Here is a 25,369-nt window from a genome sequence, read left to right on the forward strand (position 1 = left end):
CTGCATGAGCCTTATCCAGCATTTGATCGACGGCCAATTGGTCAGCGAATCCGGTCGCACTGCCGATGTGTACAACCCGTCCACCGGCCAGGTGATTCACCAGGTGCCGCTGGCCAGTCGCGAAACCATCCAGCGCGCGATCGACTCGGCCAAGGCGGCATTCCCGGCCTGGCGTAATACGCCGGCGGCCAGGCGTGCCCAGGTGATGTACCGTTTCAAGCAGTTGCTGGAGCAGAACGAAGCGCGCATCTCGCAGTTGATCAGCGAGGAGCACGGCAAGACCCTGGAAGACGCGGCGGGGGAATTGAAGCGTGGCATCGAGAACGTGGAGTATGCGTGCTCGGCGCCGGAAATTCTCAAGGGCGAGTACAGCCGCAATGTGGGGCCGAACATCGATGCCTGGTCGGATTTCCAGCCGTTGGGCGTAGTGGCCGGGATTACCCCGTTCAACTTCCCGGCGATGGTGCCGTTGTGGATGTACCCGCTGGCGATCGTCTGCGGCAACTGCTTTATCCTCAAACCGTCGGAGCGTGATCCGAGTTCGACGCTGCTGATCGCGCAATTGCTGCAGGAGGCCGGCCTGCCTAAGGGCGTGCTGAGCGTGGTGCATGGCGACAAGGGCGCGGTGGATGCGCTGATCGAAGCGCCGGAGGTCAAGGCCTTGAGCTTTGTGGGTTCGACGCCGATTGCCGAGTACATCTACGCCGAAGCGACCAAGCGCGGCAAACGCGTGCAAGCGCTGGGCGGCGCGAAGAACCATGCGGTGCTGATGCCGGATGCCGATCTGGATAATGCGGTCAGTGCCTTGATGGGCGCGGCCTACGGTTCCTGCGGCGAGCGTTGCATGGCGATCTCGGTGGCGGTGTGTGTGGGTGATCAGGTGGCGGATGCATTGATCGCCAAGTTGGTGCCGCAGGTCAAGGCGCTGAAGATTGGCGCGGGCACCTCGTGCGGCCTGGATATGGGGCCGCTGGTCACCGGCCAGGCGCGGGATAAGGTCAGCGGCTATATAGAAGACGGTGTGGCCGCGGGCGCTGAGCTGGTGGTCGATGGTCGTGGCTTGAGCGTTGCCGGGCATGAGCAGGGGTTCTTCCTCGGCGGCAGTTTGTTTGACCGCGTGACGCCGCAGATGCGTATCTATAAAGAAGAGATCTTCGGGCCGGTGTTGTGCGTGGTGCGGGTCAATAGCCTGGAAGCGGCGATGCAACTGATCAACGATCACGAGTATGGCAACGGCACATGCATCTTCACCCGTGACGGTGAAGCGGCGCGTCTGTTCTGTGACGAGATTGAAGTGGGCATGGTCGGCGTGAACGTTCCACTGCCGGTGCCGGTGGCCTACCACAGCTTTGGCGGCTGGAAGCGCTCGCTGTTTGGCGACTTGCATGCTTACGGGCCGGATGGGGTGCGTTTCTATACCCGGCGCAAGGCTATTACCCAGCGCTGGCCGCAACGGGCCAGTCATGAAGCGTCACAGTTTGCCTTCCCTAGCTTGTAAGACGCGTTGAAAGCCGGCCCCTTGGGGCCGGCTTTCGCGTTTTTGCGGCCTTTTTGACCGATATGACAGAATTGTGAAGAAAGGTGTTGACGGCAAATCCTGGACGTCTATAATTCGCCCCACTTCCGGCGCAGTCGAAACGGAAAACTCCTTGGTAAACAAAGAGTTACGCAAGATTCGACAGCGACCTGCTTCAGTTCATCGAAGCCTGGAAGGAGTTGGTAGGGCAGTGTTGTTTGGCTCTATTGACGTTTCGATCTTCTCGGTCGAAAGCGGAGAAAAAGAGGTGTTGACAGCAGCGTGTAACGCTGTAGAATTCGCCTCCCGCTAACGAGAGATCGGAAGCGCAAGTGGTTGAAGTTACAAAGGAAACTTTGAAAACTTCTGAAAATAATCACTTGACAGCAAATGAGGCTGCTGTAGAATGCGCGCCTCGGTTGAGACGAAAGATCTTAACCAACCGCTCTTTAACAACTGAATCAAGCAATTCGTGTGGGTGCTTGTGGAGTCAGACTGATAGTCAACAAGATTATCAGCATCACAAGTTACTCCGCGAGAAATCAAAGATGTAACCAACGATTGCTGAGCCAAGTTTAGGGTTTCTTAAAAACCCAAAGATGTTTGAACTGAAGAGTTTGATCATGGCTCAGATTGAACGCTGGCGGCAGGCCTAACACATGCAAGTCGAGCGGTAGAGAGAAGCTTGCTTCTCTTGAGAGCGGCGGACGGGTGAGTAATGCCTAGGAATCTGCCTGGTAGTGGGGGATAACGTTCGGAAACGGACGCTAATACCGCATACGTCCTACGGGAGAAAGCAGGGGACCTTCGGGCCTTGCGCTATCAGATGAGCCTAGGTCGGATTAGCTAGTTGGTGAGGTAATGGCTCACCAAGGCGACGATCCGTAACTGGTCTGAGAGGATGATCAGTCACACTGGAACTGAGACACGGTCCAGACTCCTACGGGAGGCAGCAGTGGGGAATATTGGACAATGGGCGAAAGCCTGATCCAGCCATGCCGCGTGTGTGAAGAAGGTCTTCGGATTGTAAAGCACTTTAAGTTGGGAGGAAGAGCAGTTACCTAATACGTGATTGTTTTGACGTTACCGACAGAATAAGCACCGGCTAACTCTGTGCCAGCAGCCGCGGTAATACAGAGGGTGCAAGCGTTAATCGGAATTACTGGGCGTAAAGCGCGCGTAGGTGGTTAGTTAAGTTGGATGTGAAATCCCCGGGCTCAACCTGGGAACTGCATTCAAAACTGACTGACTAGAGTATGGTAGAGGGTGGTGGAATTTCCTGTGTAGCGGTGAAATGCGTAGATATAGGAAGGAACACCAGTGGCGAAGGCGACCACCTGGACTGATACTGACACTGAGGTGCGAAAGCGTGGGGAGCAAACAGGATTAGATACCCTGGTAGTCCACGCCGTAAACGATGTCAACTAGCCGTTGGGAGCCTTGAGCTCTTAGTGGCGCAGCTAACGCATTAAGTTGACCGCCTGGGGAGTACGGCCGCAAGGTTAAAACTCAAATGAATTGACGGGGGCCCGCACAAGCGGTGGAGCATGTGGTTTAATTCGAAGCAACGCGAAGAACCTTACCAGGCCTTGACATCCAATGAACTTTCCAGAGATGGATTGGTGCCTTCGGGAACATTGAGACAGGTGCTGCATGGCTGTCGTCAGCTCGTGTCGTGAGATGTTGGGTTAAGTCCCGTAACGAGCGCAACCCTTGTCCTTAGTTACCAGCACGTAATGGTGGGCACTCTAAGGAGACTGCCGGTGACAAACCGGAGGAAGGTGGGGATGACGTCAAGTCATCATGGCCCTTACGGCCTGGGCTACACACGTGCTACAATGGTCGGTACAGAGGGTTGCCAAGCCGCGAGGTGGAGCTAATCCCAGAAAACCGATCGTAGTCCGGATCGCAGTCTGCAACTCGACTGCGTGAAGTCGGAATCGCTAGTAATCGCGAATCAGAATGTCGCGGTGAATACGTTCCCGGGCCTTGTACACACCGCCCGTCACACCATGGGAGTGGGTTGCACCAGAAGTAGCTAGTCTAACCTTCGGGGGGACGGTTACCACGGTGTGATTCATGACTGGGGTGAAGTCGTAACAAGGTAGCCGTAGGGGAACCTGCGGCTGGATCACCTCCTTAATCGACGACATCAGCTGCTCCATAAGTTCCCACACGAATTGCTTGATTCATTGAAGAAGACGATAAGAAGCAGCCCGAAATTGGGTCTGTAGCTCAGTTGGTTAGAGCGCACCCCTGATAAGGGTGAGGTCGGCAGTTCGAATCTGCCCAGACCCACCAATTTTGTGTGGGAACCTGTAGAAATACGGGGCCATAGCTCAGCTGGGAGAGCGCCTGCCTTGCACGCAGGAGGTCAACGGTTCGATCCCGTTTGGCTCCACCACTACTGCTTCTGAAGTTTGAAAGCTTAGAAATGAGCATTCCATCGTGATGATGGTGAATGTTGATTTCTAGTCTTTGATTAGATCGTTCTTTAAAAATTTGGGTATGTGATAGAAAGATAGACTGAACGTTACTTTCACTGGTAACGGATCAGGCTAAGGTAAAATTTGTGAGTTCTCTTAATTGAGAAATTCGAATTTTCGGCGAATGTCGTCTTCACAGTATAACCAGATTGCTTGGGGTTATATGGTCAAGTGAAGAAGCGCATACGGTGGATGCCTTGGCAGTCAGAGGCGATGAAAGACGTGGTAGCCTGCGAAAAGCTTCGGGGAGTCGGCAAACAGACTTTGATCCGGAGATGTCTGAATGGGGGAACCCAGCCATCATAAGATGGTTACCTTACACTGAATACATAGGTGTAAGGGGCGAACCAGGGGAACTGAAACATCTAAGTACCCTGAGGAAAAGAAATCAACCGAGATTCCCTTAGTAGTGGCGAGCGAACGGGGACTAGCCCTTAAGTGGCTTTGAGATTAGCGGAACGCTCTGGAAAGTGCGGCCATAGTGGGTGATAGCCCTGTACGCGAAAATCTCTTAGTCATGAAATCGAGTAGGACGGAGCACGAGAAACTTTGTCTGAATATGGGGGGACCATCCTCCAAGGCTAAATACTACTGACTGACCGATAGTGAACTAGTACCGTGAGGGAAAGGCGAAAAGAACCCCGGAGAGGGGAGTGAAATAGATCCTGAAACCGTATGCGTACAAGCAGTGGGAGCCTACTTGTTAGGTGACTGCGTACCTTTTGTATAATGGGTCAGCGACTTATTTTCAGTGGCGAGCTTAACCGAATAGGGGAGGCGTAGCGAAAGCGAGTCTTAATAGGGCGTCTAGTCGCTGGGAATAGACCCGAAACCGGGCGATCTATCCATGGGCAGGTTGAAGGTTGGGTAACACTAACTGGAGGACCGAACCGACTACCGTTGAAAAGTTAGCGGATGACCTGTGGATCGGAGTGAAAGGCTAATCAAGCTCGGAGATAGCTGGTTCTCCTCGAAAGCTATTTAGGTAGCGCCTCATGTATCACTGTAGGGGGTAGAGCACTGTTTCGGCTAGGGGGTCATCCCGACTTACCAAACCGATGCAAACTCCGAATACCTACAAGTGCCGAGCATGGGAGACACACGGCGGGTGCTAACGTCCGTCGTGAAAAGGGAAACAACCCAGACCGTCAGCTAAGGTCCCAAAGTTATGGTTAAGTGGGAAACGATGTGGGAAGGCTTAGACAGCTAGGAGGTTGGCTTAGAAGCAGCCACCCTTTAAAGAAAGCGTAATAGCTCACTAGTCGAGTCGGCCTGCGCGGAAGATGTAACGGGGCTCAAACCATACACCGAAGCTACGGGTATCACGTAAGTGATGCGGTAGAGGAGCGTTCTGTAAGCCTGTGAAGGTGAGTTGAGAAGCTTGCTGGAGGTATCAGAAGTGCGAATGCTGACATGAGTAACGATAATGGGTGTGAAAAACACCCACGCCGAAAGACCAAGGTTTCCTGCGCAACGTTAATCGACGCAGGGTTAGTCGGTCCCTAAGGCGAGGCTGAAAAGCGTAGTCGATGGAAAACAGGTTAATATTCCTGTACTTCTGGTTATTGCGATGGAGGGACGGAGAAGGCTAGGCCAGCTTGGCGTTGGTTGTCCAAGTTTAAGGTGGTAGGCTGGAATCTTAGGTAAATCCGGGATTCTAAGGCCGAGAGCTGATGACGAGTCATCTTTTAGATGACGAAGTGGTTGATGCCATGCTTCCAAGAAAAGCTTCTAAGCTTCAGGTAACCAGGAACCGTACCCCAAACCGACACAGGTGGTTGGGTAGAGAATACCAAGGCGCTTGAGAGAACTCGGGTGAAGGAACTAGGCAAAATGGCACCGTAACTTCGGGAGAAGGTGCGCCGGTGAGGGTGAAGGACTTGCTCCGTAAGCTCATGCCGGTCGAAGATACCAGGCCGCTGCGACTGTTTATTAAAAACACAGCACTCTGCAAACACGAAAGTGGACGTATAGGGTGTGACGCCTGCCCGGTGCCGGAAGGTTAATTGATGGGGTTAGCTAACGCGAAGCTCTTGATCGAAGCCCCGGTAAACGGCGGCCGTAACTATAACGGTCCTAAGGTAGCGAAATTCCTTGTCGGGTAAGTTCCGACCTGCACGAATGGCGTAACGATGGCGGCGCTGTCTCCACCCGAGACTCAGTGAAATTGAAATCGCTGTGAAGATGCAGTGTATCCGCGGCTAGACGGAAAGACCCCGTGAACCTTTACTATAGCTTTGCACTGGACTTTGAATTTGCTTGTGTAGGATAGGTGGGAGGCTTTGAAGCGTGGACGCCAGTTCGCGTGGAGCCAACCTTGAAATACCACCCTGGCAACTTTGAGGTTCTAACTCAGGTCCGTTATCCGGATCGAGGACAGTGTATGGTGGGTAGTTTGACTGGGGCGGTCTCCTCCTAAAGAGTAACGGAGGAGTACGAAGGTGCGCTCAGACCGGTCGGAAATCGGTCGTAGAGTATAAAGGCAAAAGCGCGCTTGACTGCGAGACAGACACGTCGAGCAGGTACGAAAGTAGGTCTTAGTGATCCGGTGGTTCTGTATGGAAGGGCCATCGCTCAACGGATAAAAGGTACTCCGGGGATAACAGGCTGATACCGCCCAAGAGTTCATATCGACGGCGGTGTTTGGCACCTCGATGTCGGCTCATCACATCCTGGGGCTGAAGCCGGTCCCAAGGGTATGGCTGTTCGCCATTTAAAGTGGTACGCGAGCTGGGTTTAGAACGTCGTGAGACAGTTCGGTCCCTATCTGCCGTGGACGTTTGAGATTTGAGAGGGGCTGCTCCTAGTACGAGAGGACCGGAGTGGACGAACCTCTGGTGTTCCGGTTGTCACGCCAGTGGCATTGCCGGGTAGCTATGTTCGGAATAGATAACCGCTGAAAGCATCTAAGCGGGAAACTAGCCTCAAGATGAGATCTCACTGGGACCTTGAGTCCCCTGAAGGGCCGTCGAAGACTACGACGTTGATAGGTTGGGTGTGTAAGCGCTGTGAGGCGTTGAGCTAACCAATACTAATTGCCCGTGAGGCTTGACCATATAACACCCAAGCAATTTGCGAACTCGAAAGAGACCAGATTGCGGTGTGTGAAGACGAAACGAACCGAAAGTTCGACTCTTACAAAACACCGAAAACTATCACATACCCAATTTGCTGAAGCGAGGCCAGCTGGCCACGACTCAGTACCCGAATTTCTTGACGACCATAGAGCATTGGAACCACCTGATCCCATCCCGAACTCAGCAGTGAAACGATGCATCGCCGATGGTAGTGTGGGGTTTCCCCATGTGAGAGTAGGTCATCGTCAAGATTAAATTCCAGAACCCCTGTTTGCTCACGCAAACAGGGGTTTTGTTTTGGGCGGTCGGAAAGGGTCAAGTGGCTCGCCCCCCTCGGTACTCGACAAAATTGCGCAGTTATTTCTGAACCAGACCACTAGAATAGGTACCTAACCTTTTTTAGCGTCCGAGCCCTATCTATGCCCGATCCGGTTGATGCCCCCAAGGTGTCGGATTTACCCCTGGACGACCTGGTGGCATGCCATGAGTGCGATTTATTGATGCGCAAACCTGTGCTCGCCCTCGGCGAAAAAGCCCAGTGCCCGCGCTGCGGTTACGGGCTGTACGCACATCGCCACAACGTCGTCGAACGAAGCCTGGCCTTAGTCTTGGCAGCGCTATTGTTGTACATCCCCGCGAACTTTTTGCCCATCATGCAGCTCAATCTACTCGGGCAGTCCTCGGAGGACACCGTGTGGACCGGCGTCGTCGGCCTGTTCGACACCGGCATGCACGGCGTCGCTGCCGTCGTGTTCCTGTGCAGCATGGGTATTCCCCTGCTCAAGTTGCTCTGCCAATTGGCGGTGTTGCTCAGCATCCGCTGGAACATCGGTCGCAGTTACGGGCTGTTGCTCTACCGCATTTACCATCACCTGAGAGATTGGGGGATGTTGGAGGTGTACCTGATGGGCGTCCTGGTGGCGATCGTAAAGCTCGCCGACATGGCCTCCATCACGATTGGCCTGGGTCTGGTCTGCTTCGTCAGCCTATTAATGGTTCAGGTTCTGCTTGAGGTGGTGATGTCGCCCCACCAGATCTGGCAAGCACTGTCAGGAGAGGATGATCATGCGGGCGATTGATGCAGGCATTCTGATTTGTACCGAATGCCACGAATTGAACAAGCAAGAACCGGACACCGATGAGCAAACCTGCACCCGTTGCGGTGCGCTGGTCCATGCCCGTCGCCCCAACAGCCTGACGCGCACCTGGGCCTTGCTGATCACCGCTGCGATTCTCTATATCCCGGCCAACCTGTTACCGATTATGACCGTCAATTCCCTCGGCCAGGGCGATCCCAGTACCATCATGTCCGGCGTGATCCAACTGGTGCAGCACGGCATGTTCCCCATCGCCGCCGTGGTGTTCATCGCCAGCATCCTGGTGCCGACGTTCAAGCTCGTAGGTATTGGTCTGCTACTGTTCTCGGTGCAGCGTCACCAACCGCTGTCCGCGCAACAACGGATTATCATGTACCGCTTTATCGAATTCATCGGCCGCTGGTCCATGCTGGATATCTTCGTGATCGCCATCCTGGTGGCGGTTGTAAACTTTGGACGGCTTGCCAGTGTCGAGGCCAACCTCGGCGCGGCGGCGTTCGCCAGTGTGGTGATCTTGACGATGCTTGCCGCAGTAACTTTTGATCCCCGACTGATTTGGGATAACACGGAGTCGGACGACGACCATGAGTGATTTGCCTAAAGCTAAAACCCGCCCGGCTTCCAACTGGTCGGCTATTTGGGTACTGCCCCTGATCGCCCTGATCATCGGCGGTTGGTTGGGCTGGCGTGCCTATTCTCAGCAAGGCATCGAGATCCAGGTACGCTTCGAAAGCGGCGAAGGCATCCAGGTCAACAAGACCGAAGTAGTCTACAAAGGCATGCCCGTGGGCAAGGTCAAGACCCTGGCCCTGGACGACGAAGGCAACAATCGCGGGGTGATTGCCACCATCGAGATGAACAAGGACGTCGAGCAATACCTCAAGACCAACACGCGCTTCTGGCTGGTCAAACCCAGCGTCAGCCTCGCCGGCATCACCGGCCTGGAGACCCTTGTGTCGGGGAACTACATTGCCGCCAGCCCCGGCGACGGTGAGCCCACACGCAAATTCAAGGCGCTGTCCGAAGAACCGCCCTTGTCCGACGCCAAGCCAGGCCTGCACCTGACCATCAAGGCCGACCGCCTTGGCTCGCTCAACCGCGGCAGCCCGGTGTTCTACAAGCAGATCCAGGTCGGCCAGGTCAAAAGCTACCTGTTGTCCGAGGACCAGAGCACCGTCGAGATCAAGGTCTACATCGAACCGACCTACGCCAGCCTGGTGCGCAAACACACGCGTTTCTGGAACGCCAGCGGCATCAGCATCGACGCCAACCTCTCCGGCGTGAAGGTGCGCAGCGAATCGCTCTCCAGCATCGTCGCCGGCGGTATCGCCTTCGCCACCCCGGAGAATCGCAAGGACAGCCCACCGACCGACTCGAGCCTGCCCTTCCGCCTGTATGAAGACTTCGACGCCGCCGCCGCCGGTATCAAGGTCAAGGTCAAACTCACCGACTTCGAAGGCCTGCAGGCCGGGCGCACCCCGGTGATGTACAAAGGCATCCAGGTCGGCAGCCTGAAAACCCTGAAGATCGACCCGGACCTGTCCAGCGCCAACGCCGAGCTGACCCTCGACCCATTGGCCGAAGACTACCTGGTACAGGACACCCAGTTCTGGGTGGTCAAGCCGTCGATTTCCCTGGCCGGTATCACTGGGCTCGAGGCGTTGGTCAAAGGTAACTACATCGCGGTTCGTCCCGGTGACAAAGGTTCTCCGCCCCAACGGGAATACGTGGCTCGAGCCAAGGCGCCGCCCTTGGACCTGCGTTCCCCTGGCCTGCACATGGTGCTGTTCACCGACAGCCTCGGCTCCCTGGATGTCGGCAGCCCGATCCTCTACAAGCAGGTCAAGGTCGGCTCGGTGCAGAGCTACCAGTTCTCGCGCAAAAACAAGCAACTGGTGATCGGCGTCCATATCGAGAAGGAGTACGCCAACCTGGTCAATGGTTCGACGCGTTTCTGGAACGCCAGCGGCGTGACCCTGACCGGCGGCCTCACCGGCGGTATCCAGGTGAAAAGCGAATCCCTGGCCAGCCTGATGTCCGGCGGTATCGCCTTTGAAACGCCGGAACCGAACGTGCCGCTGAAAAAACGTATCCCGCGTTTCCGCCTGTTCGCCGATCGTGAAACGGCCAATCAGAGTGGCACCCTGGTGACTATCAAAGTCGACCGCGCCGACGGCCTGCGCCCCGGCACCCCGGTGCGTTTCAAAGGCCTGGACGTCGGTAAGATCGAGAGCGTCGACCTCAGCGCCGATCTGCAATCGGTGCTGCTCGGTGCGCGCATCACCCAGGTGACGGATCGCATCGCACGCGTCGGCAGCCAGTTCTGGGTGGTCAAGCCGGAACTGGGCCTGATGAAAACCTCGAACCTGGAAACCCTGGTCACCGGCCAATACATCGAAGTACTGCCCGCGCTGAAAAACGCCGGGCCGCAGAAGAGCTTCGTCGCGTTGGACCAGCCGCCCGAAGCCGTTCATCAGGAGGCTGGCCTGAGCCTGGTACTGAGTGCCGCACGCCGTGGTTCGCTCAAAGAAGGCGTGCCCGTCACTTACCGCGAAGTCACTGTGGGCAAAGTCACCGGCTACGAATTGGGCCAGACCGCCGACCGCGTGCTGATCCACATCCTGATCGAGCCCAAGTACGCGGCGTTGGTGCGCAGCGGCAGCCGCTTCTGGAACAGCAGCGGTTTTGGTCTCGACTTCGGCCTGTTCAAAGGCGCGACGGTACGCACCGAGTCCCTGGAAACCCTGGTTGCCGGCGGCATCGCCTTCGCCACGCCCGATGGCGAACGCATGGGCAGCGCCGCGCGGCCGCAGCAAACCTTCCCGCTGTTCGACAAGTTTGAGGATGAGTGGCTGACCTGGGCGCCTAAGATTCCGCTGGGCAAGTAGGCCGAGGCGCGGCTATCGCGGGCAAGCCCCCTCCCACAGATGAGCGCATTCCTACAGGATAAACGCGGTCACTTGTGGGAGGGGGCTTGCCCGCGATGAGGCCCTCAAAAACACCACCAAACCCCAGCCCACAAAAAAGGCCGCGATCCATAAGATCGCGGCCTTTTGGCATTTCACCGCCGAACGTCAGACCTCATCCAACTCCGGCTCATCCGCCTGCACAGTCACCGTTGCCTTCACCGCATCATGGCGCCGGATGTACTTCCAGTCCGCCTCATCGATGTAGATCCCGTTCGGCCCGCTGCCGCCTTCCAGGTCGATCGCCACCTGGGCCGATACCTGCGGCTTCACGCTCGCCAGGATCGGCACGAAGCCCAATTGCAGGCTGGTCTCCAGCAGCGCCGCCTGGTTCTTCTCATCGATGTCGGCCGCTTCGTCGAGGTAGTACGGCAAGCGCACGCGCCCGGCCTGGTCGCGGTCCATCAAGTGCAGCAACAAATACATGTTGGTTAGCGCCTTGATGGTCATGGTGGTGCCGTTGGACGCCGCGCCATCGATGTCGGTGTGAATCACCGGCTGGCCATGCACCTTGGTGATCTCGAACGCCAGTTCGAACAAGTCCTTGAGGCCCAACTGGTTGTGGTTGGCCGCCACCAGGCGCGCCAGGTATTCCTTGGCCTCTTCGTTCTTGTTGTCCTGCTCGGCGCTCTGGCTCAAGTCGAACACCGACAGGGTTTCGCCTTCTTCGTACTGACCGGCGCTGTGGATGATCTGGTCGATATGCTTGAGCGCTTCCTTGTTCGGTGCCAGCACGATGCGGAAACTCTGCAGGTTCGACACCTGGCGCTTGTTGATCTCGCGGTTGAACAAGGCCAGTTGGTGTTCCAGGCTGTCGTAGTCGCTGCGGATATTGCGCAAGGTCCGTGCGATATCGGTGACCGCCGCGCGCCGTGCCTTGCCCAGGGTCAGGGCTTCGTCGGTACGGTGAGCATAGGCGTTGATCAGCAGTTGCAGGCGCCGCTCCACGTCATCCTCGCTGTCGAACTTGGCCACGCCCTTGAGGCGAACCTGGGCGTACAGCGCTTCGATCTGGCCATCAGCGCGCAGCAAGCCTTGCCAACTGTCCTGATAGTCATTGAGCAGCGGCAGCAGGTTGTCCATGGAATCGTCGACCGGGTCCATGAACGACGTGCCGAACGGTAAGTCCGCCGGCAGCAACTGGCGACGGCGCAAAGCGTCATCCAGGGTGCGTTGCTTGGCTTCCATATCGCCGATCTGGCGACCGACCAGTTGCAGCTTGGCCGACAGTTGCTGGACACGTTCGGTGAACGCATCGCTGGAGCGTTTCAATTCATCCTGGGCGGCTTCCATCTGCGCCAGCTGTTCCAGCTTCTCGCCTTCTTCGGCGCTCAGGGTTTGCGCACGGCGGAAATCCTCCAGGGCCTTTTGCGCGTCCAGCACTTGCTGGTACAGCGCTTCGGTCTGGGTTTTGCTCGCGGCGCGGTCAGAGGCCACCGCCTGCTGCGTCTTGAGCTGCTTGAGTTCTTTTTCCAGGCGCTCTTTCTGGTCGCGCAACGCCGCACGATCCGCCAGGGCCTGCAAGGCGGGCGGCTCGATGTGGGAGATGTCGATCGACAGCCCCGGCACTTCAAAGCGCTCGCCCTTGAAACCATCGAGGATCAGCTCCAGGGATTTGACCCACTGGCCGTCCTCATCCAGCGTGATGCCATGTTCACCCAGCGGCAGGCTGAACAGCGAACTGTTGAACAGACGCATCAGGCGTTCGACATCCTGCTGTGAGAATTCTTCGCGCAGCTTGGCGTAACTGTTGTTGTCTGCGTGATCGAGCTGTTGCTTGACCGACTTCAGGCGTTTTTCCAGCTCGCGCAGGCGCTCGTCCAAGTCCTCGGCGCTGAACTGCCGCGACTGCGCCAGGGCGCCGGCGAGTTCATCGTGGGCATCCTTGGCCGCCAGCAGTTGCTGTTCCAGCACCCTGACATCATCGACCAGCGCAAAGCGATGCTTGAGCACCGACAGCTCGCCCAGCCAACGCTGGATACCGCTGATTTCGCGCTCCAGGCGCATCAGCTCCTGGGTGCCGCCACGTTGGTCGTGCTGCAGCGCGTCCTGCTCGTTGCGGTAGTGCTCGGCCTGGATGGTCAGCTCTTCCTTGCGCGCACTGGCGTAGTCCGACCAGGTGCCCAGCAGCGAGTCCAACAGCGGCGACAGGCGATGCAATTTACCGCGCAGGATGTCGCGTTGTTTCACGCCATTGGCCAGGGCCTCGACCAGCGGGCCGGCGGCGACCAGGGAGTTGTAGTCCTGCTCCATGCGTCGCACGTCGCGGAAGGCTTCTTCACACGCGGCGATGTAATCGACACTGCCGGAGCGCAGGCTGTGCTCAAACGCATCGAGGAACAATTGCTTGAGCTTGGCTGCGGTGATTTCGCGCATGTGCAGCAGGTTGATAAACAGCGCGCGGAAGGTCTTCAGGCTCTGTTCGCTGGTGGAACGCAGCGGGATCAGCGTCAGGTCCAGCGGGATCGACGTGTGGCCGCCGACCAGCAAACGACGTAGTTCATCGGGCTTGAGTTCGTAGGCTTTCAGGCCCTCGCGCTCCAGGTTGGTGAACAGCTCTTTCTGGCGCAGGCAGGTGTCGTTTTTCTGGTAGTGGGCCAGGTCGAGCTTACCGGCGTAGGCAAAGAACTGGTGACCGAAACCACCGCCCGGGCCGCGCCCGACCACGCCGATCACATGCGGGCCGTGGGGCAGGGAGACTTCCACGAGGATGTAGCTGGTGTCGGTGGCGAAGTAGAAGCGCCGCGATTGTTCCAGGGTGTACTTGCCGAAACTCATGTCCGACATGCGCGCCAGGATCGGGAACTGCAAGGCGTTGATCGATGCGGATTTACCCAGGTTGTTCGCGCCGTACACCGACAGCGGCTCTTCGAGCGGGAACAAACCGAGGCTGTAGCCGGCGGTATTCAATAAGGCGAAGCGGCGGATGCCGTAGCGTTCCTTGCTCATGCGTCGGTCTCCTGTTCTTCGGCAATGGCGCGGGCCAGGGCGTCTTCTTCGCTTTCGTCGGCAAAGTCGCTCAAGTCCAGCGGGTCATCGGTCTTCAGCAGTTTTTCATCGCTGTCTTCGTCGATGAGCACCGGCGTCGGCAATGGCAGCACGCTGTGGATGCTGGCCGCGAGGTCGCGGTCCTGTTGCACCGACAGGCACACATCGAGGAAGCGATGCATCGGCGGCAGGAAGCGATAGATGCCGTTTTCTTCGCTGGCAAAACCCAGTTGGGTCATGCGGCGCATGATTTTCTCTTCGAGCTCTTCCTGGGTTTGCACTTCGGCCTGGATAAACAGGTCGCGGTATTTTTCCAGCAGCGACGGCAGTTCATCGCGGCCGAGGCTACCGCCGTCGAGCACGGCAATCGGGTCGCGGCCTTGGTCGGCCAGGTGCTCGACGATGATGAAGGTGAACAGCGCCAGGCGCTGCGCGGTCTTGTTCACCTGCGCGCTGGCGATGGCCGAATCCGGCACGAAGTAATAGAAACCACGGGTATCGCACACCAGTTCAAAGCCCAGGGCCTTGAACAGCGTGCGGTACTGGTCCTGGAAATTCGACAGTTGCGCGTACAGCTCCGGGTCGCGGCGGCTGACGTGGTAACCCTTGAACAGCTCGCGAAAGATCGGCGCCAGCTGGGACAGTTCGGATAGATCAAGATGCATAAGGGGTGCTCGCAGAATTCTCGGCGGCGTCGGGCGTGGCCGGGAGCAGGGCGAATGAGCGCAGGCTGACCTGATGCTCGTGTGTGTGGTAATCGCGGCGTTCCAGGCGCTCGCGCTTGAAGCGTTTTTCGCGGGACAGGCGCGAGAACCAGTAGAGCAATTCGTCGGTGGCGCCGTCCGGTTCCTGTTCCAGCAGCCAGGTCATCAGGTCCGGCATCGGCAGCGCGTCTTCGCAGCGTTCGAGCATTTCCTTGACCGTGCGCGGTGCGCGCTGGGCTTCGCCTTTATGGGACTTGTGCGCCTTGGGGAAGCGCGCCGGTTTCGGCTCGAAGTTCGCCAGGGCGTACACGTAGGCCTCGACCTGACTCGCACTGCCGAGGAAGGTGCTTTGCGGCCGGGTGAACATCGGCATCGCGGCCTGCGGCACCGCGTCCAGGCCTTTACGGCGAATGGCCGACAGCGCCAGCGCGGCGCCACGGGTCACGGCGTTGTGCCGACGCGCTTCTTCACGCAGCGGCAGCAGCAGCTCGCGGGCGTGACGCAGGGTCAACTGGGCGCTGGTCTGCATTTCGAGGATGCGCGCGTGGGTGCGCAACAGCATGTCGTCGTCGACCAGATGGCCGAGGCGCTGCTGCTCGGTGAGCAGGCGCAGCAGCACGTTTTCGACCTTGCGCACGCCTTGTTCGAAGGCGCCGTCGGCGTTCACCAGTTGGATCATCGGTTCGACGTATTCGTCCCAGGTCGCCAGCACTTCGGCGTAGCGCTGACGCAACGGGATCTGCCGGTCGCTGGTCTTGGCGCGGTCGGCCACGGCGGCGAGGGCTTGTTCGTCGTTGGCGAGTTTTTTCAGCACGTCGCGCACGCGCATGTCGAGCAGGCGCAGTTGCCGGGCCAGGTCGTGGCCGTCACGGATGTCGAAGGCGTCCTGGATATACCCGGCCAGGCGCTCGAGGTGGCGCAGGTAGGCTTCGATTTCCAGGCACAGGCCAAGCCGGTGCTCCTTGCGAAGATAGGCGAGGAAGTCGTGGATCTGCGCATTGAGCTCGAAACGGTTCGGGCTCTTGGCGACAGGCACCAGGATATCCAGGCGAATCCACACGTCCAGCAGGCTGGTGATGTCCTGGGGCGTGCTGTCCAGTTGTTGGGCGGCCAGTTGTGCGCGCAGCTCGCCGAGGCTCAGGGTGCCTTGGTCGAAGTGTTCGCACAGTGGCTCAAGTAAGGCCCAGTGTTCGGCGAGGGCGCGCAGGACGCGCTTGGGTTCGATCATGGGAATGGCCGGCTGGTTGGCGATTAAAAGTCGCGATTGTACTGCATCAGGCGCGGGATTTATCCACAGCCGGTCAGTGCGCAGTGGGCGATTGTTACCGAACAGCGGTAGAATCCCCGCTCTTTACTTATCCACAAGTGGCCGAGCTGTGCTTATCGAGTCCCGACGTCGCGCTTACTTGACTGCCATGCAGGTGGTCAACTGGCTGCCCCGCACCGAACTGCCGTTTGCCGCCCCGTCGCGGCCCGAGCTGCTGCAGGCGCTCGAGCCCGATGACGGATTGGAAACGTCGGGCGAGGAGGCGGCTGCGCCCGTGGCGGTGGTCAAGCCTGAGCCGCCGACGCGGCCGGTGGTCGAACGCGCCAAGGTCGAGGTGCCACGCCCGTCGCCGATGGCCAAGCCGGCGGTGGCTGAAGAGGCGGCCCCGGTGGTCAAGGCGCCTGTCGTCCCACCGCCGCGGTTTGCCCTGCAATTGCTGCGGGCCGGGCGTTGCCTGTTGCTGGTCGAGCTGCCTACCGGCGAGCGCTTCCAGACCCGCGATCCGGCCTACATGCTGCTCAAGGACATGCTGCGCGCTGCCGGCCTGCCCGACAGCCCGCAAATCGTCGGCGACCCGGTGCGCTGGCCGTTGCTGGTGCGCGGCACCATGGACCAGGGCCCGGACGCCGCGCGGGATTTTGTGCAAGGTTTTGTGTCGGCACGCCTGGAAGACGAACCCTGCGTGTGCCTGTGGCTGATCGGCCTGCCCGCCGTGCGGTTTGCAGGCGAAGCCGATGCCGAAGTCTGGTACCGCGAGCTGCAGGTCGAAGGCCTGGGCTCGGTATGGGCCCTGCCGGGCCTGGAATTATTAATGGAAGAGCCACAGCGTAAGGCTGATGTCTGGCAAGCCATGCGCCGGCTGATGGCGCGCTGGAAAACAATCGATGAGTGAGGCTTTATCCTTCCGCCCGATGACCGAGGCCGACCTCGACGCCGTGCTGAAAATCGAATACGCGGCATACAGCCACCCCTGGACCCGCGGGATCTTTCTCGACGGGCTGGGCAAGTACCAGATCTGGCTGATGTTCGAAGGTGAGCAGCAAGTGGGCCACGGGGTGGTGCAGATCATCATCGATGAAGCGCATTTGCTGAACATCACCGTCAAACCGGAAAACCAGGGCCGCGGTCTCGGCCTGGCGCTGCTCGAGCACCTGATGTCCCGCGCCTATGCCGCCAGCGCACGGGAATGTTTCCTCGAAGTGCGTGACAGCAATGCCGGCGCGTTCCGGCTGTATGAACGCTATGGCTTCAATGAAATCGGCCGTCGGCGCGATTACTACCCAGCCGTCGGCGGTCGCGAAGATGCGGTCGTGATGGCCTGCACCCTCGTCGACTGAACACGCAACCCATGTGGGAGCCAGCTCCCTCCCACATTTGGAACTACAGGGTGTCAGCGGTTGCCGTCGACAGGATCTCGCTCGGCCAATTCGGCCTCATCCAACCCGTTGCCGCCGCCGATGTCATCTTCATTCACGATGCTCAGGTCCCAATCGGCCTGTTCGCCTTCGCCTTCTTCCTGTGCATCCCGTGCGCCGTCCTCGCGGATCAGGTTCTCCGGGCTCATCTCGTCATCGGTCGTCTCGGCCTCGCCCACCCGTTTATCGCGCATCCGGTGTTTGCGCTCGACAAGCGGCAGTTCATCGCCGATTTGCGCCGTCGGCTCTTGATCGTCAAAGTCCAGCTCGCGCACCGAGCCCATGCGATCCTCATTGTCATCAATCGGTTCCGGCTGTGTAGCGCCGTATGGACGTCGTGATTCAGTCATGGCCAATCCTCATACTGTGGGGCTTATAGTGTGTGGACAGGCCTGGCGCACCAAGATTCAAGTCATCGCCTGCCGTCTATCTTTATTCCGGGCGTGACCCGGACGGGCGGTCGTCTGTCAAAGCTGCGCATCATTCCTGAGGCTTTCCCTGATGAACGAACTACAAGAGCTGCTTGATAACAACGAACGCTGGGCGGATGCGATCAAACAGGAAGATCCCGAATTCTTCGCCAAACTGGCCCGCCAGCAAGCACCGGAATACCTGTGGATCGGCTGTTCCGACGCCCGCGTACCGGCCAACGAAATCGTCGGCATGCTGCCGGGTGATCTGTTCGTACACCGTAATGTGGCCAACGTGGTGCTGCACACCGACCTTAACTGCCTGTCGGTGATTCAGTACGCCGTCGATGTGCTCAAGGTCAAACATATCCTGGTCACCGGCCACTATGGCTGCGGCGGCGTGCGGGCGTCGATGCAGGACCGTCAGTTCGGCCTGATCGACGGCTGGCTGCGCACCATTCGCGACCTCTACTACGAAAACCGCGATCTGCTGGCCAAGTTGCCGACTGAGGAAGAGCGCGTCGACCGCCTTTGCGAATTGAACGTGGTTCAGCAGGTGGCCAACGTCGGTCATACCAGCATTGTGCAAAACGCCTGGCACCGGGGGCAGAGCCTGTCGATCCACGGTTGCATCTACGGCATCAAGGATGGCCGCTGGAAGAGCTTGAACACCACCATCACTGGTTTTGAGCAGTTGCCGCCGCAGTATCGCTTGCGCCCGCTGGGTGAAGCCTAAGGGCGCTTGCGCTCGCGCCACAGGGTCATGAACGTCTGCCCTTCGGCGTTCAGCGGCTCCTGGCTGCCGGTGATCCAGCCCCGGCAGTTCAGCTCGCCGCATTGGCACGCGAACTGCCGGAACAGCGCGTCCTCGGTGCAGGCGTAATCCAGGGTCAACAGGGCGCCGGCCGCAATGGGCTGCACGGTCCAGAGTTCCAGGTAGGTGGTGTCCAAAAATACATTCGGGTTGCAGGAGTGGCGCAGCAGGCCGCAGAACCAACAGTCGTACAAGTGGATGCGCGGCGACAGTTGCAAGGTGTGCGGGCGTCGCTCGTTCACCGCGTAGCCGGAGACCTTGGCAATGCGTATGCGACTCTCAAAGGCGATGCGCGCCTTGACCCTGGCCCCGGCGCCGTCCCTGGCGTGGTTGACCTGGAAGTGTTTGGACGAAGGGTAGCCCTGCCCGACGAACAGTGTCTTGAACGGGTAAAGGCAGTCATTCACAGGGTTTACAGCCTTATCCATGGCGCGAGTTTTCATAACTCTCCTGGGTTGGGCTGCATCGACCTGCGGGTGGTGTCTGACTGCCAGTCTTGCAGCGGATGGGCCCGGATCAAGACTCGCTGAACATAACGCCGATTTCTACTGTCAACTTTGACAGTAGAAATCGGTTTTTTTTTCGCGTTTTTACAGCGCCGGGGCGCTGATTGTCGGGGTGGGCGCGGCGTCTTTCAGTTGTTTGAGCTGGGCTTTGATCGCGGACGTGGCGCATTTGGCGTTGGCCTGTTCCGGGGTCAGGTTGCGCACCGAGGTGTAGAACAATTCGCAGGTCTGTTCTTTACGCGTGACCTGCCAGGTGTTCATGCACGCCTTGAGCAGCACATTCGCATCGCTCGCCGGTTTCTGGCCCATTCCGGCTTGCCAGCAGGCGGCGCTCAAATCCTGGCCCATCACTTTCAAACCGGCCTCGTCGGCCTTCTGCTCGTTACCGTCATACGTGTCGGGGCTTGCCGCGTACCAGATGTAACTGGGGTGGTTGGCGCCCAGGACCGAGACGGTTTTGCCGGGGATCGGGCTGATCTGCGCCAGGCCCAGCACACCCACGGTTTGCCCGTATTGTTGCTTGATCCAACTGCGCACCGGTGCGCCGAACGCGACCATCGGCAACGCACCTTTGGGCGGCAGGCTCAGTTCCTTGACCATGCGTGTCTGGTAGTCGGTGAAGTAGCTGTAGACGTTTTCCAGGTCTTTCCCGGCGTTGGACGGCGCGGCGATCGGGGCGATGTCGATGATGGTCTGGTAGGCCGGGGTTTCGGTGGCCGGAATGCCATTGTCGACGAGCAGGGCGGCCCAGCGGTCGGTGGTGGCCGATTCCAGGTAATCCTGGGCCTGGGTCAGTGAGTAATCTGGCGGAAAGTGCAGCAGTTCGATGCTTTTGCGGTTTTCCAGGGCCATGCCCAGCGGCAGGAACAAGTACCAGTTGTAAGCCCACTTGCCGTCGCTGTTAAGCCGGCTCGCGCCCTGGTAGGCCAGGTCGGCGGTAGCGAGCAAGCTCGTCAGCGGCTGGCCATAGTTGTCGGGCACGCCGCTGAAGGTCGCCGCGACCTGGCCGTCATGCTTTCTGACGCTGACCTTGGCGCGGCTGTAACCGTCGCGCTGCAGGCTCTGGTTGAGGTAGTGCTCGACGGTCTGCTCCAGCGTCCACGGCCGGAAGCAGATCACGTTGCAGTTATTGGGGTAAGCGAACAACTGGGTAACCCGTTGCGTGCTGCCCAGCGGTACGTCGATGTCGGCCTGTACGACCGCACTCGCGATCAGTGCGGCCAAGGTGAAGGACAACCTGGTCGGTTTAAACATAGATGATTCCTTGTCAGCGAGAGCCCGTCTGCGCGGGGTGAAAGCCCACCTCCACACAGTAGCGGCTGACCAGGAAAACCGCGTGCAAAATCGCCGGGCGTGTCGCTATTGGATAAGCCGTCCTACACCTCGAACTGCAACGCATTGCTCAAGTCGCCCATCGGTTTCTGGCCGCGGGCGATCATGGCGTCGTCGCGCCGCTTGAGCCCGTCCAGTGTCTCCAACTGGAAGACGCGGGTGATCAGGCGCAGGATCGACGCGGTGTCGTACACCGTATGGTCCACCGTGCCTTTGCGCGCGAACGGCGACACCACCAGCGTCGGAACCCGCGTGCCAGGGCCCCAGCGGTCGCCCTTGGGCGGTGCCACGTGGTCCCACCAGCCGCCGTTTTCATCGACGGTCACCACCACCACCATGTTTTTCCACTGCGGGCTTTCCTGCAGCACCTTCAGGGCGCGGGTGATATGGCGGTCGCCCGAGGCTACGTCGGCATAACCGGCGTGCATGTTGAGGTTGCCCTGGGGTTTGTAGAAGGTCACGGCGGGCAGCTTGCCCGCCTGCGCGTCGGCAAAGAACTTGTTGGTGCTCGACTCATCGCCCAGGCCCGCGTCGCGCAGGCGCTTGTCACGCTCCGCGCGGTTTTCCGGGCCCTGTTGCTTGAAGTAGTTGAACGGCTGGTGGTGGTACTGGAAGTTGGGGATCTTCGGAATGCCGCCCGAGTCCTTGAACTGTTCCAGCGTCGCTTGCCAGGCCCCGGCGTACCAGGCCCAGTCGATGTTCTTTTTCGACAGCTTGTCACCGATGTGTTCGTGGGTCTGCGGCACCAGCACGTTGGGCAGGTCGGGCTTGGCGTAGTCCGGGTTTTGCGGGTCGCGAATCCAGGTCGGCCAGTAGGGCGGGGCCAGGGTGTTCACGGCGTAACCGTCCGGGGTCAGCGCGCTCGGGCCGAACTGCGGCGGGCCGCTCATGGCGCTGGCCGGGGATTTGTCCAGGGGCTTGAGGCGTGGGTCGGTGGGATCGTCGCTTTGCAGCGTGGCGATCTGCGCCTTGGCCACCGACTGCGCGGCGTTCGGATAAACCGGCGCGGTCGCGCTGATCAGGTATTGGTGGTTGAGGAACGAGCCGCCAAATGCGCCCTGGAAGAAGTTATCGCAGAGCACAAACTCCTTGGCCACGTCCCACAGGCGCAGGGAATAACGGCTCTGGGCGTAATGCCCCATCACCAGGCCGCCGGAATCGGCCCAGGCGACGAAATTGTCGTTCTTGCCGCCGTTGATCTGCATCTGGTTCTGGTAGAACACGTGCCACAAATCCCGGGTGACCAGGCTCAAGGGCAGGTCTTCGGCGTTCGGGCCCTTGAGGGCGAACGGGGCGTTGGGCAGGTTTTCCTGGAATTGCACTTCGCTGGGGTAGGTCACCCCGTCGACGCTTTGCGAGCCGACTTGCAACACACCACCCCACACCGGGGGCAGGGTGGTCAATACGCTGGCGTCGCGGTCGCGCTGCTGATAGTCGGCGGGAGACAACGCCGACAGCGGTTTCTCCAGACCGGGGAAATCGGCAAACAGGTTGTTGAAGCTGCGGTTTTCGGCGTAGATCACCACGACGGTTTTCACTTGGTCGTGTAATGCCTTATCCAACTCCTGCGGCGTGAGCGGCCGAGGCAGCGGTTTGCCCGGCGCGTCGCCGGGATTGCCGCAGGCACTCAAGGTCGCGCCCACCCCCAGCACCGCTGCGCCGCCGAGGAAGCGCCGCCGGCTGGTGTCTACCGGCGGTTGATCGATGGAATCGGGGGCCGGGCGGTCTTCGTGCTCGTCACTCATTGCGGGAGTCCTTGCTGGCGGTTTGTTGCAAGATATTTCGCCAGGACGGTAGCAGTGGAATGTGACGCAGGGAAGACAGCTTGAAGTTACACGCTTTAAGCGGAAAGCCTGGAGCTACAAACCTCAAGCTTGCCGCTGCGTTTAAGGCATCACCGGCGGCAAATACTTCAACGTCGTCCCCAACGCCCACAACAGAAACAACACCAACGGCGCGTGTACCAGCAACTGCACGAACGAAAACCCGATCAGATCCCGCGCCTTCAGCCCCAACACGCCTAGCAGCGGCAGCATATAAAACGGGTTGATCAAATTCGGCAGCGCCTCGGCCGCGTTGTAGATCTGCACGGCCCAGCCCAGGTGGTATTGCAGGTCAGTGGCCACTTGCATCACGTAGGGCGCTTCGATGATCCACTTGCCGCCGCCCGACGGGATGAAGAAACCCAGCACCGCCGAGTACACGCCCATCAACAGGGCATAGGTGTCGTGGGAGGCGATGGAGGTGAAGAAGGTCGAGATATGGTGAGCCAGGGTCTGGCCGTCGCCGCCCTTGACCACCGTCATCAGCGCGGCAATCGAGCCGTACAGCGGGAACTGGATCAGCACGCCGGTGGTGGTCGGCACCGCGCGGGCGACCGCGTCCAGAAAGCTGCGCGGGCGCCAGTGCAGCAACGCACCGACCATGATGAACAGGAAGTTATAGGTGTTCAGCCCGGAAATCGCGCTGATCGCCGGTTTGGTCGAGAACTCGTGGAACAACCAACCTGCCGCCAGCACCGCCAGCAGGATCGTCAGCACCGGGCTGTGTTCCAGCCATTCGCCCGGGCGTGTCGGGGCCTGCGGCGTGGGCAGGTTGAAGGCCGGGTCGACCCCGCAGGCCTTGGCGTCACGGGCGCTGTTCGGGCCGGGCGCGGTGGCGTAGGCGATGATCAGCGAGACCACGATCAGCGCCAGCAGCAGTACGCCGGATTGCCACAGGAAGATGGTGTCGGTGAACGGGATCACCCCGGTGATCGACAGGATCGACGGCGGCAGACTGGCCGGGTTGGCCTGCAACTGCGCGGCCGACGACGACAGCCCCAGCGCCCATACCGCGCCGAGCCCCAGGTAGGCCGCGGCACCGGCAGCGCGGTAGTCCATGCGCAAGTCCGTGCGCCGCGCCAATGCGCGCACCAGCAAACCGCCGAACACCAGGGACAGCCCCCAGTTGAGCAACGAGGCAACCATGGAAATCAACGCCACCCAAGCCACGGCCGAGCGGCCGTTCTTCGGGATGCGCGCCAGGCGGTCGATCAGTTTCACCGCCGGTGGCGAACTGGCGACCACATAACCGCCGATCACCACGAAGGCCATCTGCATGGTGAACGGGATCAGGCTCCAGAACCCATCGCCAAACGCCTTGGCGGCTTCGGTCGGCGCGGCGCCCATGCCCAGGGTCGCCACGGCGACAATGATCACGGCGAGGGCGGCAAACACCCAGGAGTCGGGAAACCAGCGTTCGGCGAAATTGGAGCAGCGCAGGGCAAATCGGGCATAGCGGCTTTCTTCGATAGCATCGGCCACGAGTCATTCCTCTTGTAATTGTTATGGTTTTGGCAGTTTTACGGCATGTTCCGCTACGGCCATTGATATGGGAATGCAGTTATCTTCATCGATCATTGAGGAAAACAAATATATCCGCCGCGATTGCCATCATCCGGCGCAGCTCATAACCTGCACGCCATTTTGTTTGTCTGCCGAGCCTCAACATGACTGCCACCTCGCTTGCCCAGGCGCAGCGTTTTTCCCGCTCCGACTACAAAACCCTGGGCCTGGCCGCCCTCGGCGGCGCCCTGGAAATCTACGACTTCATCATTTTCGTGTTTTTCGCGCTGACCCTCAGCCAACTGTTCTTCCCGCCGGAAATGCCCGAGTGGCTGCGCCTGCTGCAAAGTTTCGGGATCTTCGTCACCGGCTACCTCGCCCGCCCGCTGGGCGGCATCCTGATGGCGCACTTCGCCGATCACCTGGGGCGCAAGCGCGTGTTCAGCCTGAGCATCCTGATGATGGCCTTGCCCTGCCTGCTGATCGGGATCATGCCGACCTACGCGCAAATCGGCTATTTCGCACCGCTGATCCTGCTGGCGCTGCGCGTGCTGCAAGGTGCGGCGGTGGGCGGTGAAGTGCCCAGCGCCTGGACCTTTGTCGCTGAGCACGCGCCGCCCCATCACCGCGGTTACGCCTTGGGCTTTTTGCAGGCCGGCCTGACCTTCGGCTACCTGCTCGGCGCACTGACCGCCACGCTGCTGGCGCAAATCTTCACCCCGGCGGAGATCCTCGACTACGCCTGGCGCTTCCCCTTCCTGCTCGGCGGCGTCTTTGGCGTGATCGGCGTGTGGCTGCGCCGCTGGCTCAACGAAACCCCGGTATTCCTCGACATGCAGGCGCGCCGCCAAGCCGCCGCTGAACTGCCGCTGCGCACCGTATTGCGCGACCATCGCCGCGTGTTGCTGCCGGCGATGATCCTCACCTGCGTGCTCACCTCCGCCGTGGTGGTGCTGGTGGTCATCACCCCGACCATGATGCAGAAAACCTTCGGCATGACGCCCAGCCACACCTTCGCCCTGAGTGCGCTGGGCATTGTGTTCCTGAACATCGGTTGCGTACTCGCCGGCCTGCTGGTGGACCGCATCGGCGCCTGGCGCGCGGTGCTGGTCTACAGCCTGTTGCTGCCACTGGGGATCGCGGTGTTATACGCCAGCCTGATCGCCGGTGGTGTCTGGCTCGGCGCGGCATATGCCGTGGCAGGCTTGAGCTGCGGCGTGGTCGGCGCAGTGCCGTCGGTGATGGTCGGACTGTTCCCGGCGCCGGTGCGGGTGTCAGGCATTTCCTTCACCTACAACATTGCCTACGCGCTGTGGGCGAGCACCACGCCCTTGATGCTGATCGCACTGATGCCGACCAGCCCGTGGATTTGCGTGGGTTATTGCGTGGTGATGGGCGCGGTGGGGGTGGTGAGTGTGGTGCTGTTCAGCAAGCGCCATACGTTGGCGGCCTGAGGAAGTGCCGA

Annotated in this window: 16 protein-coding genes, 2 tRNA genes and 3 rRNA genes; 13 read left to right on the top strand and 8 right to left on the bottom strand. The window is 59.6% G+C overall.

The features are described from left to right. Window positions 1-4: 4 nt before the first annotated feature. From PverR02_RS03405 to PverR02_RS03450, 9 genes are all read left to right on the top strand, one after another. Window positions 5-1,498: a CoA-acylating methylmalonate-semialdehyde dehydrogenase gene (locus tag PverR02_RS03405; protein ID WP_017849625.1), complete on the top strand. Its 1,494-nt coding sequence runs from the start codon at window positions 5-7 to the stop codon at window positions 1,496-1,498. Between the two features lie 623 nt (window positions 1,499-2,121). Continuing rightward, window positions 2,122-3,658: ribosomal RNA gene (locus PverR02_RS03415) — 16S ribosomal RNA — on the top strand. A gap of 82 nt (window positions 3,659-3,740) precedes the next feature. After that, window positions 3,741-3,817, top strand: a tRNA-Ile gene (locus PverR02_RS03420). A 27-nt stretch (window positions 3,818-3,844) separates the two neighbouring features. Beyond that, window positions 3,845-3,920: transfer RNA gene (locus PverR02_RS03425), tRNA-Ala, on the top strand. 247 nt (window positions 3,921-4,167) lie between these two features. After that, window positions 4,168-7,058, top strand: a 23S ribosomal RNA gene (locus PverR02_RS03430). 156 nt (window positions 7,059-7,214) lie between these two features. Beyond that, a 5S ribosomal RNA gene (gene rrf / locus PverR02_RS03435) occupies window positions 7,215-7,330 on the top strand. The 16S, 23S and 5S rRNA genes sit together here with 2 tRNA genes alongside, the layout of an rRNA operon. Before the next feature lie 168 nt (window positions 7,331-7,498). After that, window positions 7,499-8,158 (top strand): paraquat-inducible protein A, encoded by a 660-nt coding sequence (locus tag PverR02_RS03440; protein ID WP_079442759.1) that lies wholly within the window; start codon window positions 7,499-7,501, stop codon window positions 8,156-8,158. Next, complete coding sequence (locus PverR02_RS03445; protein ID WP_046384829.1) at window positions 8,145-8,768, top strand: paraquat-inducible protein A; 624 nt, start codon at window positions 8,145-8,147, stop codon at window positions 8,766-8,768. The genes PverR02_RS03440 and PverR02_RS03445 overlap by 14 nt, the downstream gene beginning before the upstream one ends. Continuing rightward, a complete protein-coding gene (locus PverR02_RS03450) occupies window positions 8,761-11,064 on the top strand; it encodes a PqiB family protein (RefSeq protein WP_046384828.1) in 2,304 nt (767 codons plus the stop codon). The genes PverR02_RS03445 and PverR02_RS03450 overlap by 8 nt, the downstream gene beginning before the upstream one ends. 186 nt (window positions 11,065-11,250) lie before the next feature. Here PverR02_RS03450 and mksF read toward each other — a convergent pair whose 3' ends face one another. From mksF to mksB, 3 genes are read right to left on the bottom strand one after another with little or no spacing between them, the layout of a single operon-like run. Beyond that, window positions 11,251-14,091: an Mks condensin complex protein MksF gene (mksF, locus tag PverR02_RS03455; protein WP_079442760.1), complete on the bottom strand. Its 2,841-nt coding sequence runs from the start codon at window positions 14,089-14,091 to the stop codon at window positions 11,251-11,253. After that, window positions 14,088-14,795, bottom strand: coding sequence for an Mks condensin complex protein MksE (gene mksE, locus PverR02_RS03460; protein WP_046384827.1), 708 nt, complete (start codon window positions 14,793-14,795; stop codon window positions 14,088-14,090). Before mksE ends, mksF begins: the two co-directional genes overlap by 4 nt. Next, complete coding sequence (mksB, locus tag PverR02_RS03465; RefSeq protein WP_017844511.1) at window positions 14,785-16,062, bottom strand: Mks condensin complex protein MksB; 1,278 nt, start codon at window positions 16,060-16,062, stop codon at window positions 14,785-14,787. The genes mksE and mksB overlap by 11 nt, the downstream gene beginning before the upstream one ends. A gap of 187 nt (window positions 16,063-16,249) precedes the next feature. Between mksB and PverR02_RS03470 the strand changes: the two genes are divergently transcribed. Together PverR02_RS03470 and rimI are read left to right on the top strand one after the other, a co-directional pair. Beyond that, on the top strand, window positions 16,250-16,993 hold the full coding sequence (locus PverR02_RS03470) for a hypothetical protein (RefSeq protein ID WP_017844510.1): 744 nt from the start codon (window positions 16,250-16,252) through the stop codon (window positions 16,991-16,993). Further along, a complete protein-coding gene (gene rimI / locus PverR02_RS03475; protein WP_079442761.1) occupies window positions 16,986-17,438 on the top strand; it encodes a ribosomal protein S18-alanine N-acetyltransferase in 453 nt (150 codons plus the stop codon). The genes PverR02_RS03470 and rimI overlap by 8 nt, the downstream gene beginning before the upstream one ends. A 53-nt stretch (window positions 17,439-17,491) precedes the next feature. Here rimI and PverR02_RS03480 read toward each other — a convergent pair whose 3' ends face one another. Continuing rightward, a complete protein-coding gene (locus PverR02_RS03480; RefSeq protein ID WP_046384824.1) occupies window positions 17,492-17,866 on the bottom strand; it encodes a hypothetical protein in 375 nt (124 codons plus the stop codon). A 151-nt stretch (window positions 17,867-18,017) separates the two neighbouring features. Between PverR02_RS03480 and can the strand changes: the two genes are divergently transcribed. Then, on the top strand, window positions 18,018-18,662 hold the full coding sequence (gene can, locus PverR02_RS03485; protein WP_017844507.1) for a carbonate dehydratase: 645 nt from the start codon (window positions 18,018-18,020) through the stop codon (window positions 18,660-18,662). On the opposite strand, the gene PverR02_RS03490 is transcribed toward can, so the two are convergent. The 4 genes from PverR02_RS03490 to PverR02_RS03505 form a co-directional block, all read right to left on the bottom strand. After that, entirely contained in the window at window positions 18,659-19,183 is a 525-nt protein-coding gene (locus tag PverR02_RS03490) for an SET domain-containing protein (RefSeq protein ID WP_079442763.1), read from the bottom strand. The genes can and PverR02_RS03490 overlap by 4 nt on opposite strands. Window positions 19,184-19,330: 147 nt before the next feature. Further along, entirely contained in the window at window positions 19,331-20,500 is a 1,170-nt protein-coding gene (locus PverR02_RS03495) for a hypothetical protein (RefSeq protein WP_057005635.1), read from the bottom strand. 122 nt (window positions 20,501-20,622) lie between these two features. Next, window positions 20,623-22,323: an acid phosphatase gene (acpA, locus tag PverR02_RS03500; RefSeq protein WP_017844504.1), complete on the bottom strand. Its 1,701-nt coding sequence runs from the start codon at window positions 22,321-22,323 to the stop codon at window positions 20,623-20,625. A gap of 141 nt (window positions 22,324-22,464) precedes the next feature. Continuing rightward, window positions 22,465-23,883 (bottom strand): short-chain fatty acid transporter, encoded by a 1,419-nt coding sequence (locus PverR02_RS03505; RefSeq protein WP_017844502.1) that lies wholly within the window; start codon window positions 23,881-23,883, stop codon window positions 22,465-22,467. A 185-nt stretch (window positions 23,884-24,068) separates the two neighbouring features. Between PverR02_RS03505 and PverR02_RS03510 the strand changes: the two genes are divergently transcribed. Further along, the gene (locus PverR02_RS03510; RefSeq protein ID WP_079442765.1) at window positions 24,069-25,358 is read left to right on the top strand and encodes an MFS transporter; all 1,290 of its coding nucleotides are present in this window, start codon (window positions 24,069-24,071) and stop codon (window positions 25,356-25,358) included. Window positions 25,359-25,369: the final 11 nt, after the last annotated feature.

The organism is Pseudomonas veronii, from assembly GCF_002028325.1.
Taxonomy (GTDB): Bacteria; Pseudomonadota; Gammaproteobacteria; order Pseudomonadales; family Pseudomonadaceae; genus Aquipseudomonas; species Aquipseudomonas veronii.

What these genes read in the sequence shown, in the direction of transcription:
- PverR02_RS03405 (WP_017849625.1), top strand. Translation starts at nt 5, where the DNA reads ATGAGCCTTATCCAGCATTTGATCGACGGCCAATTGGTCAGCGAATCC.
- PverR02_RS03440 (WP_079442759.1), top strand. Translation starts at nt 7,499, where the DNA reads ATGCCCGATCCGGTTGATGCCCCCAAGGTGTCGGATTTACCCCTGGAC.
- PverR02_RS03445 (WP_046384829.1), top strand. Translation starts at nt 8,145, where the DNA reads ATGCGGGCGATTGATGCAGGCATTCTGATTTGTACCGAATGCCACGAA.
- PverR02_RS03450 (WP_046384828.1), top strand. Translation starts at nt 8,761, where the DNA reads ATGAGTGATTTGCCTAAAGCTAAAACCCGCCCGGCTTCCAACTGGTCG.
- mksF (WP_079442760.1), bottom strand. Translation starts at nt 14,091, where the DNA reads ATGAGCAAGGAACGCTACGGCATCCGCCGCTTCGCCTTATTGAATACC.
- mksE (WP_046384827.1), bottom strand. Translation starts at nt 14,795, where the DNA reads ATGCATCTTGATCTATCCGAACTGTCCCAGCTGGCGCCGATCTTTCGC.
- mksB (WP_017844511.1), bottom strand. Translation starts at nt 16,062, where the DNA reads ATGATCGAACCCAAGCGCGTCCTGCGCGCCCTCGCCGAACACTGGGCC.
- PverR02_RS03470 (WP_017844510.1), top strand. Translation starts at nt 16,250, where the DNA reads ATGCAGGTGGTCAACTGGCTGCCCCGCACCGAACTGCCGTTTGCCGCC.
- rimI (WP_079442761.1), top strand. Translation starts at nt 16,986, where the DNA reads ATGAGTGAGGCTTTATCCTTCCGCCCGATGACCGAGGCCGACCTCGAC.
- PverR02_RS03480 (WP_046384824.1), bottom strand. Translation starts at nt 17,866, where the DNA reads ATGACTGAATCACGACGTCCATACGGCGCTACACAGCCGGAACCGATT.
- can (WP_017844507.1), top strand. Translation starts at nt 18,018, where the DNA reads ATGAACGAACTACAAGAGCTGCTTGATAACAACGAACGCTGGGCGGAT.
- PverR02_RS03490 (WP_079442763.1), bottom strand. Translation starts at nt 19,183, where the DNA reads ATGAAAACTCGCGCCATGGATAAGGCTGTAAACCCTGTGAATGACTGC.
- PverR02_RS03495 (WP_057005635.1), bottom strand. Translation starts at nt 20,500, where the DNA reads ATGTTTAAACCGACCAGGTTGTCCTTCACCTTGGCCGCACTGATCGCG.
- acpA (WP_017844504.1), bottom strand. Translation starts at nt 22,323, where the DNA reads ATGAGTGACGAGCACGAAGACCGCCCGGCCCCCGATTCCATCGATCAA.
- PverR02_RS03510 (WP_079442765.1), top strand. Translation starts at nt 24,069, where the DNA reads ATGACTGCCACCTCGCTTGCCCAGGCGCAGCGTTTTTCCCGCTCCGAC.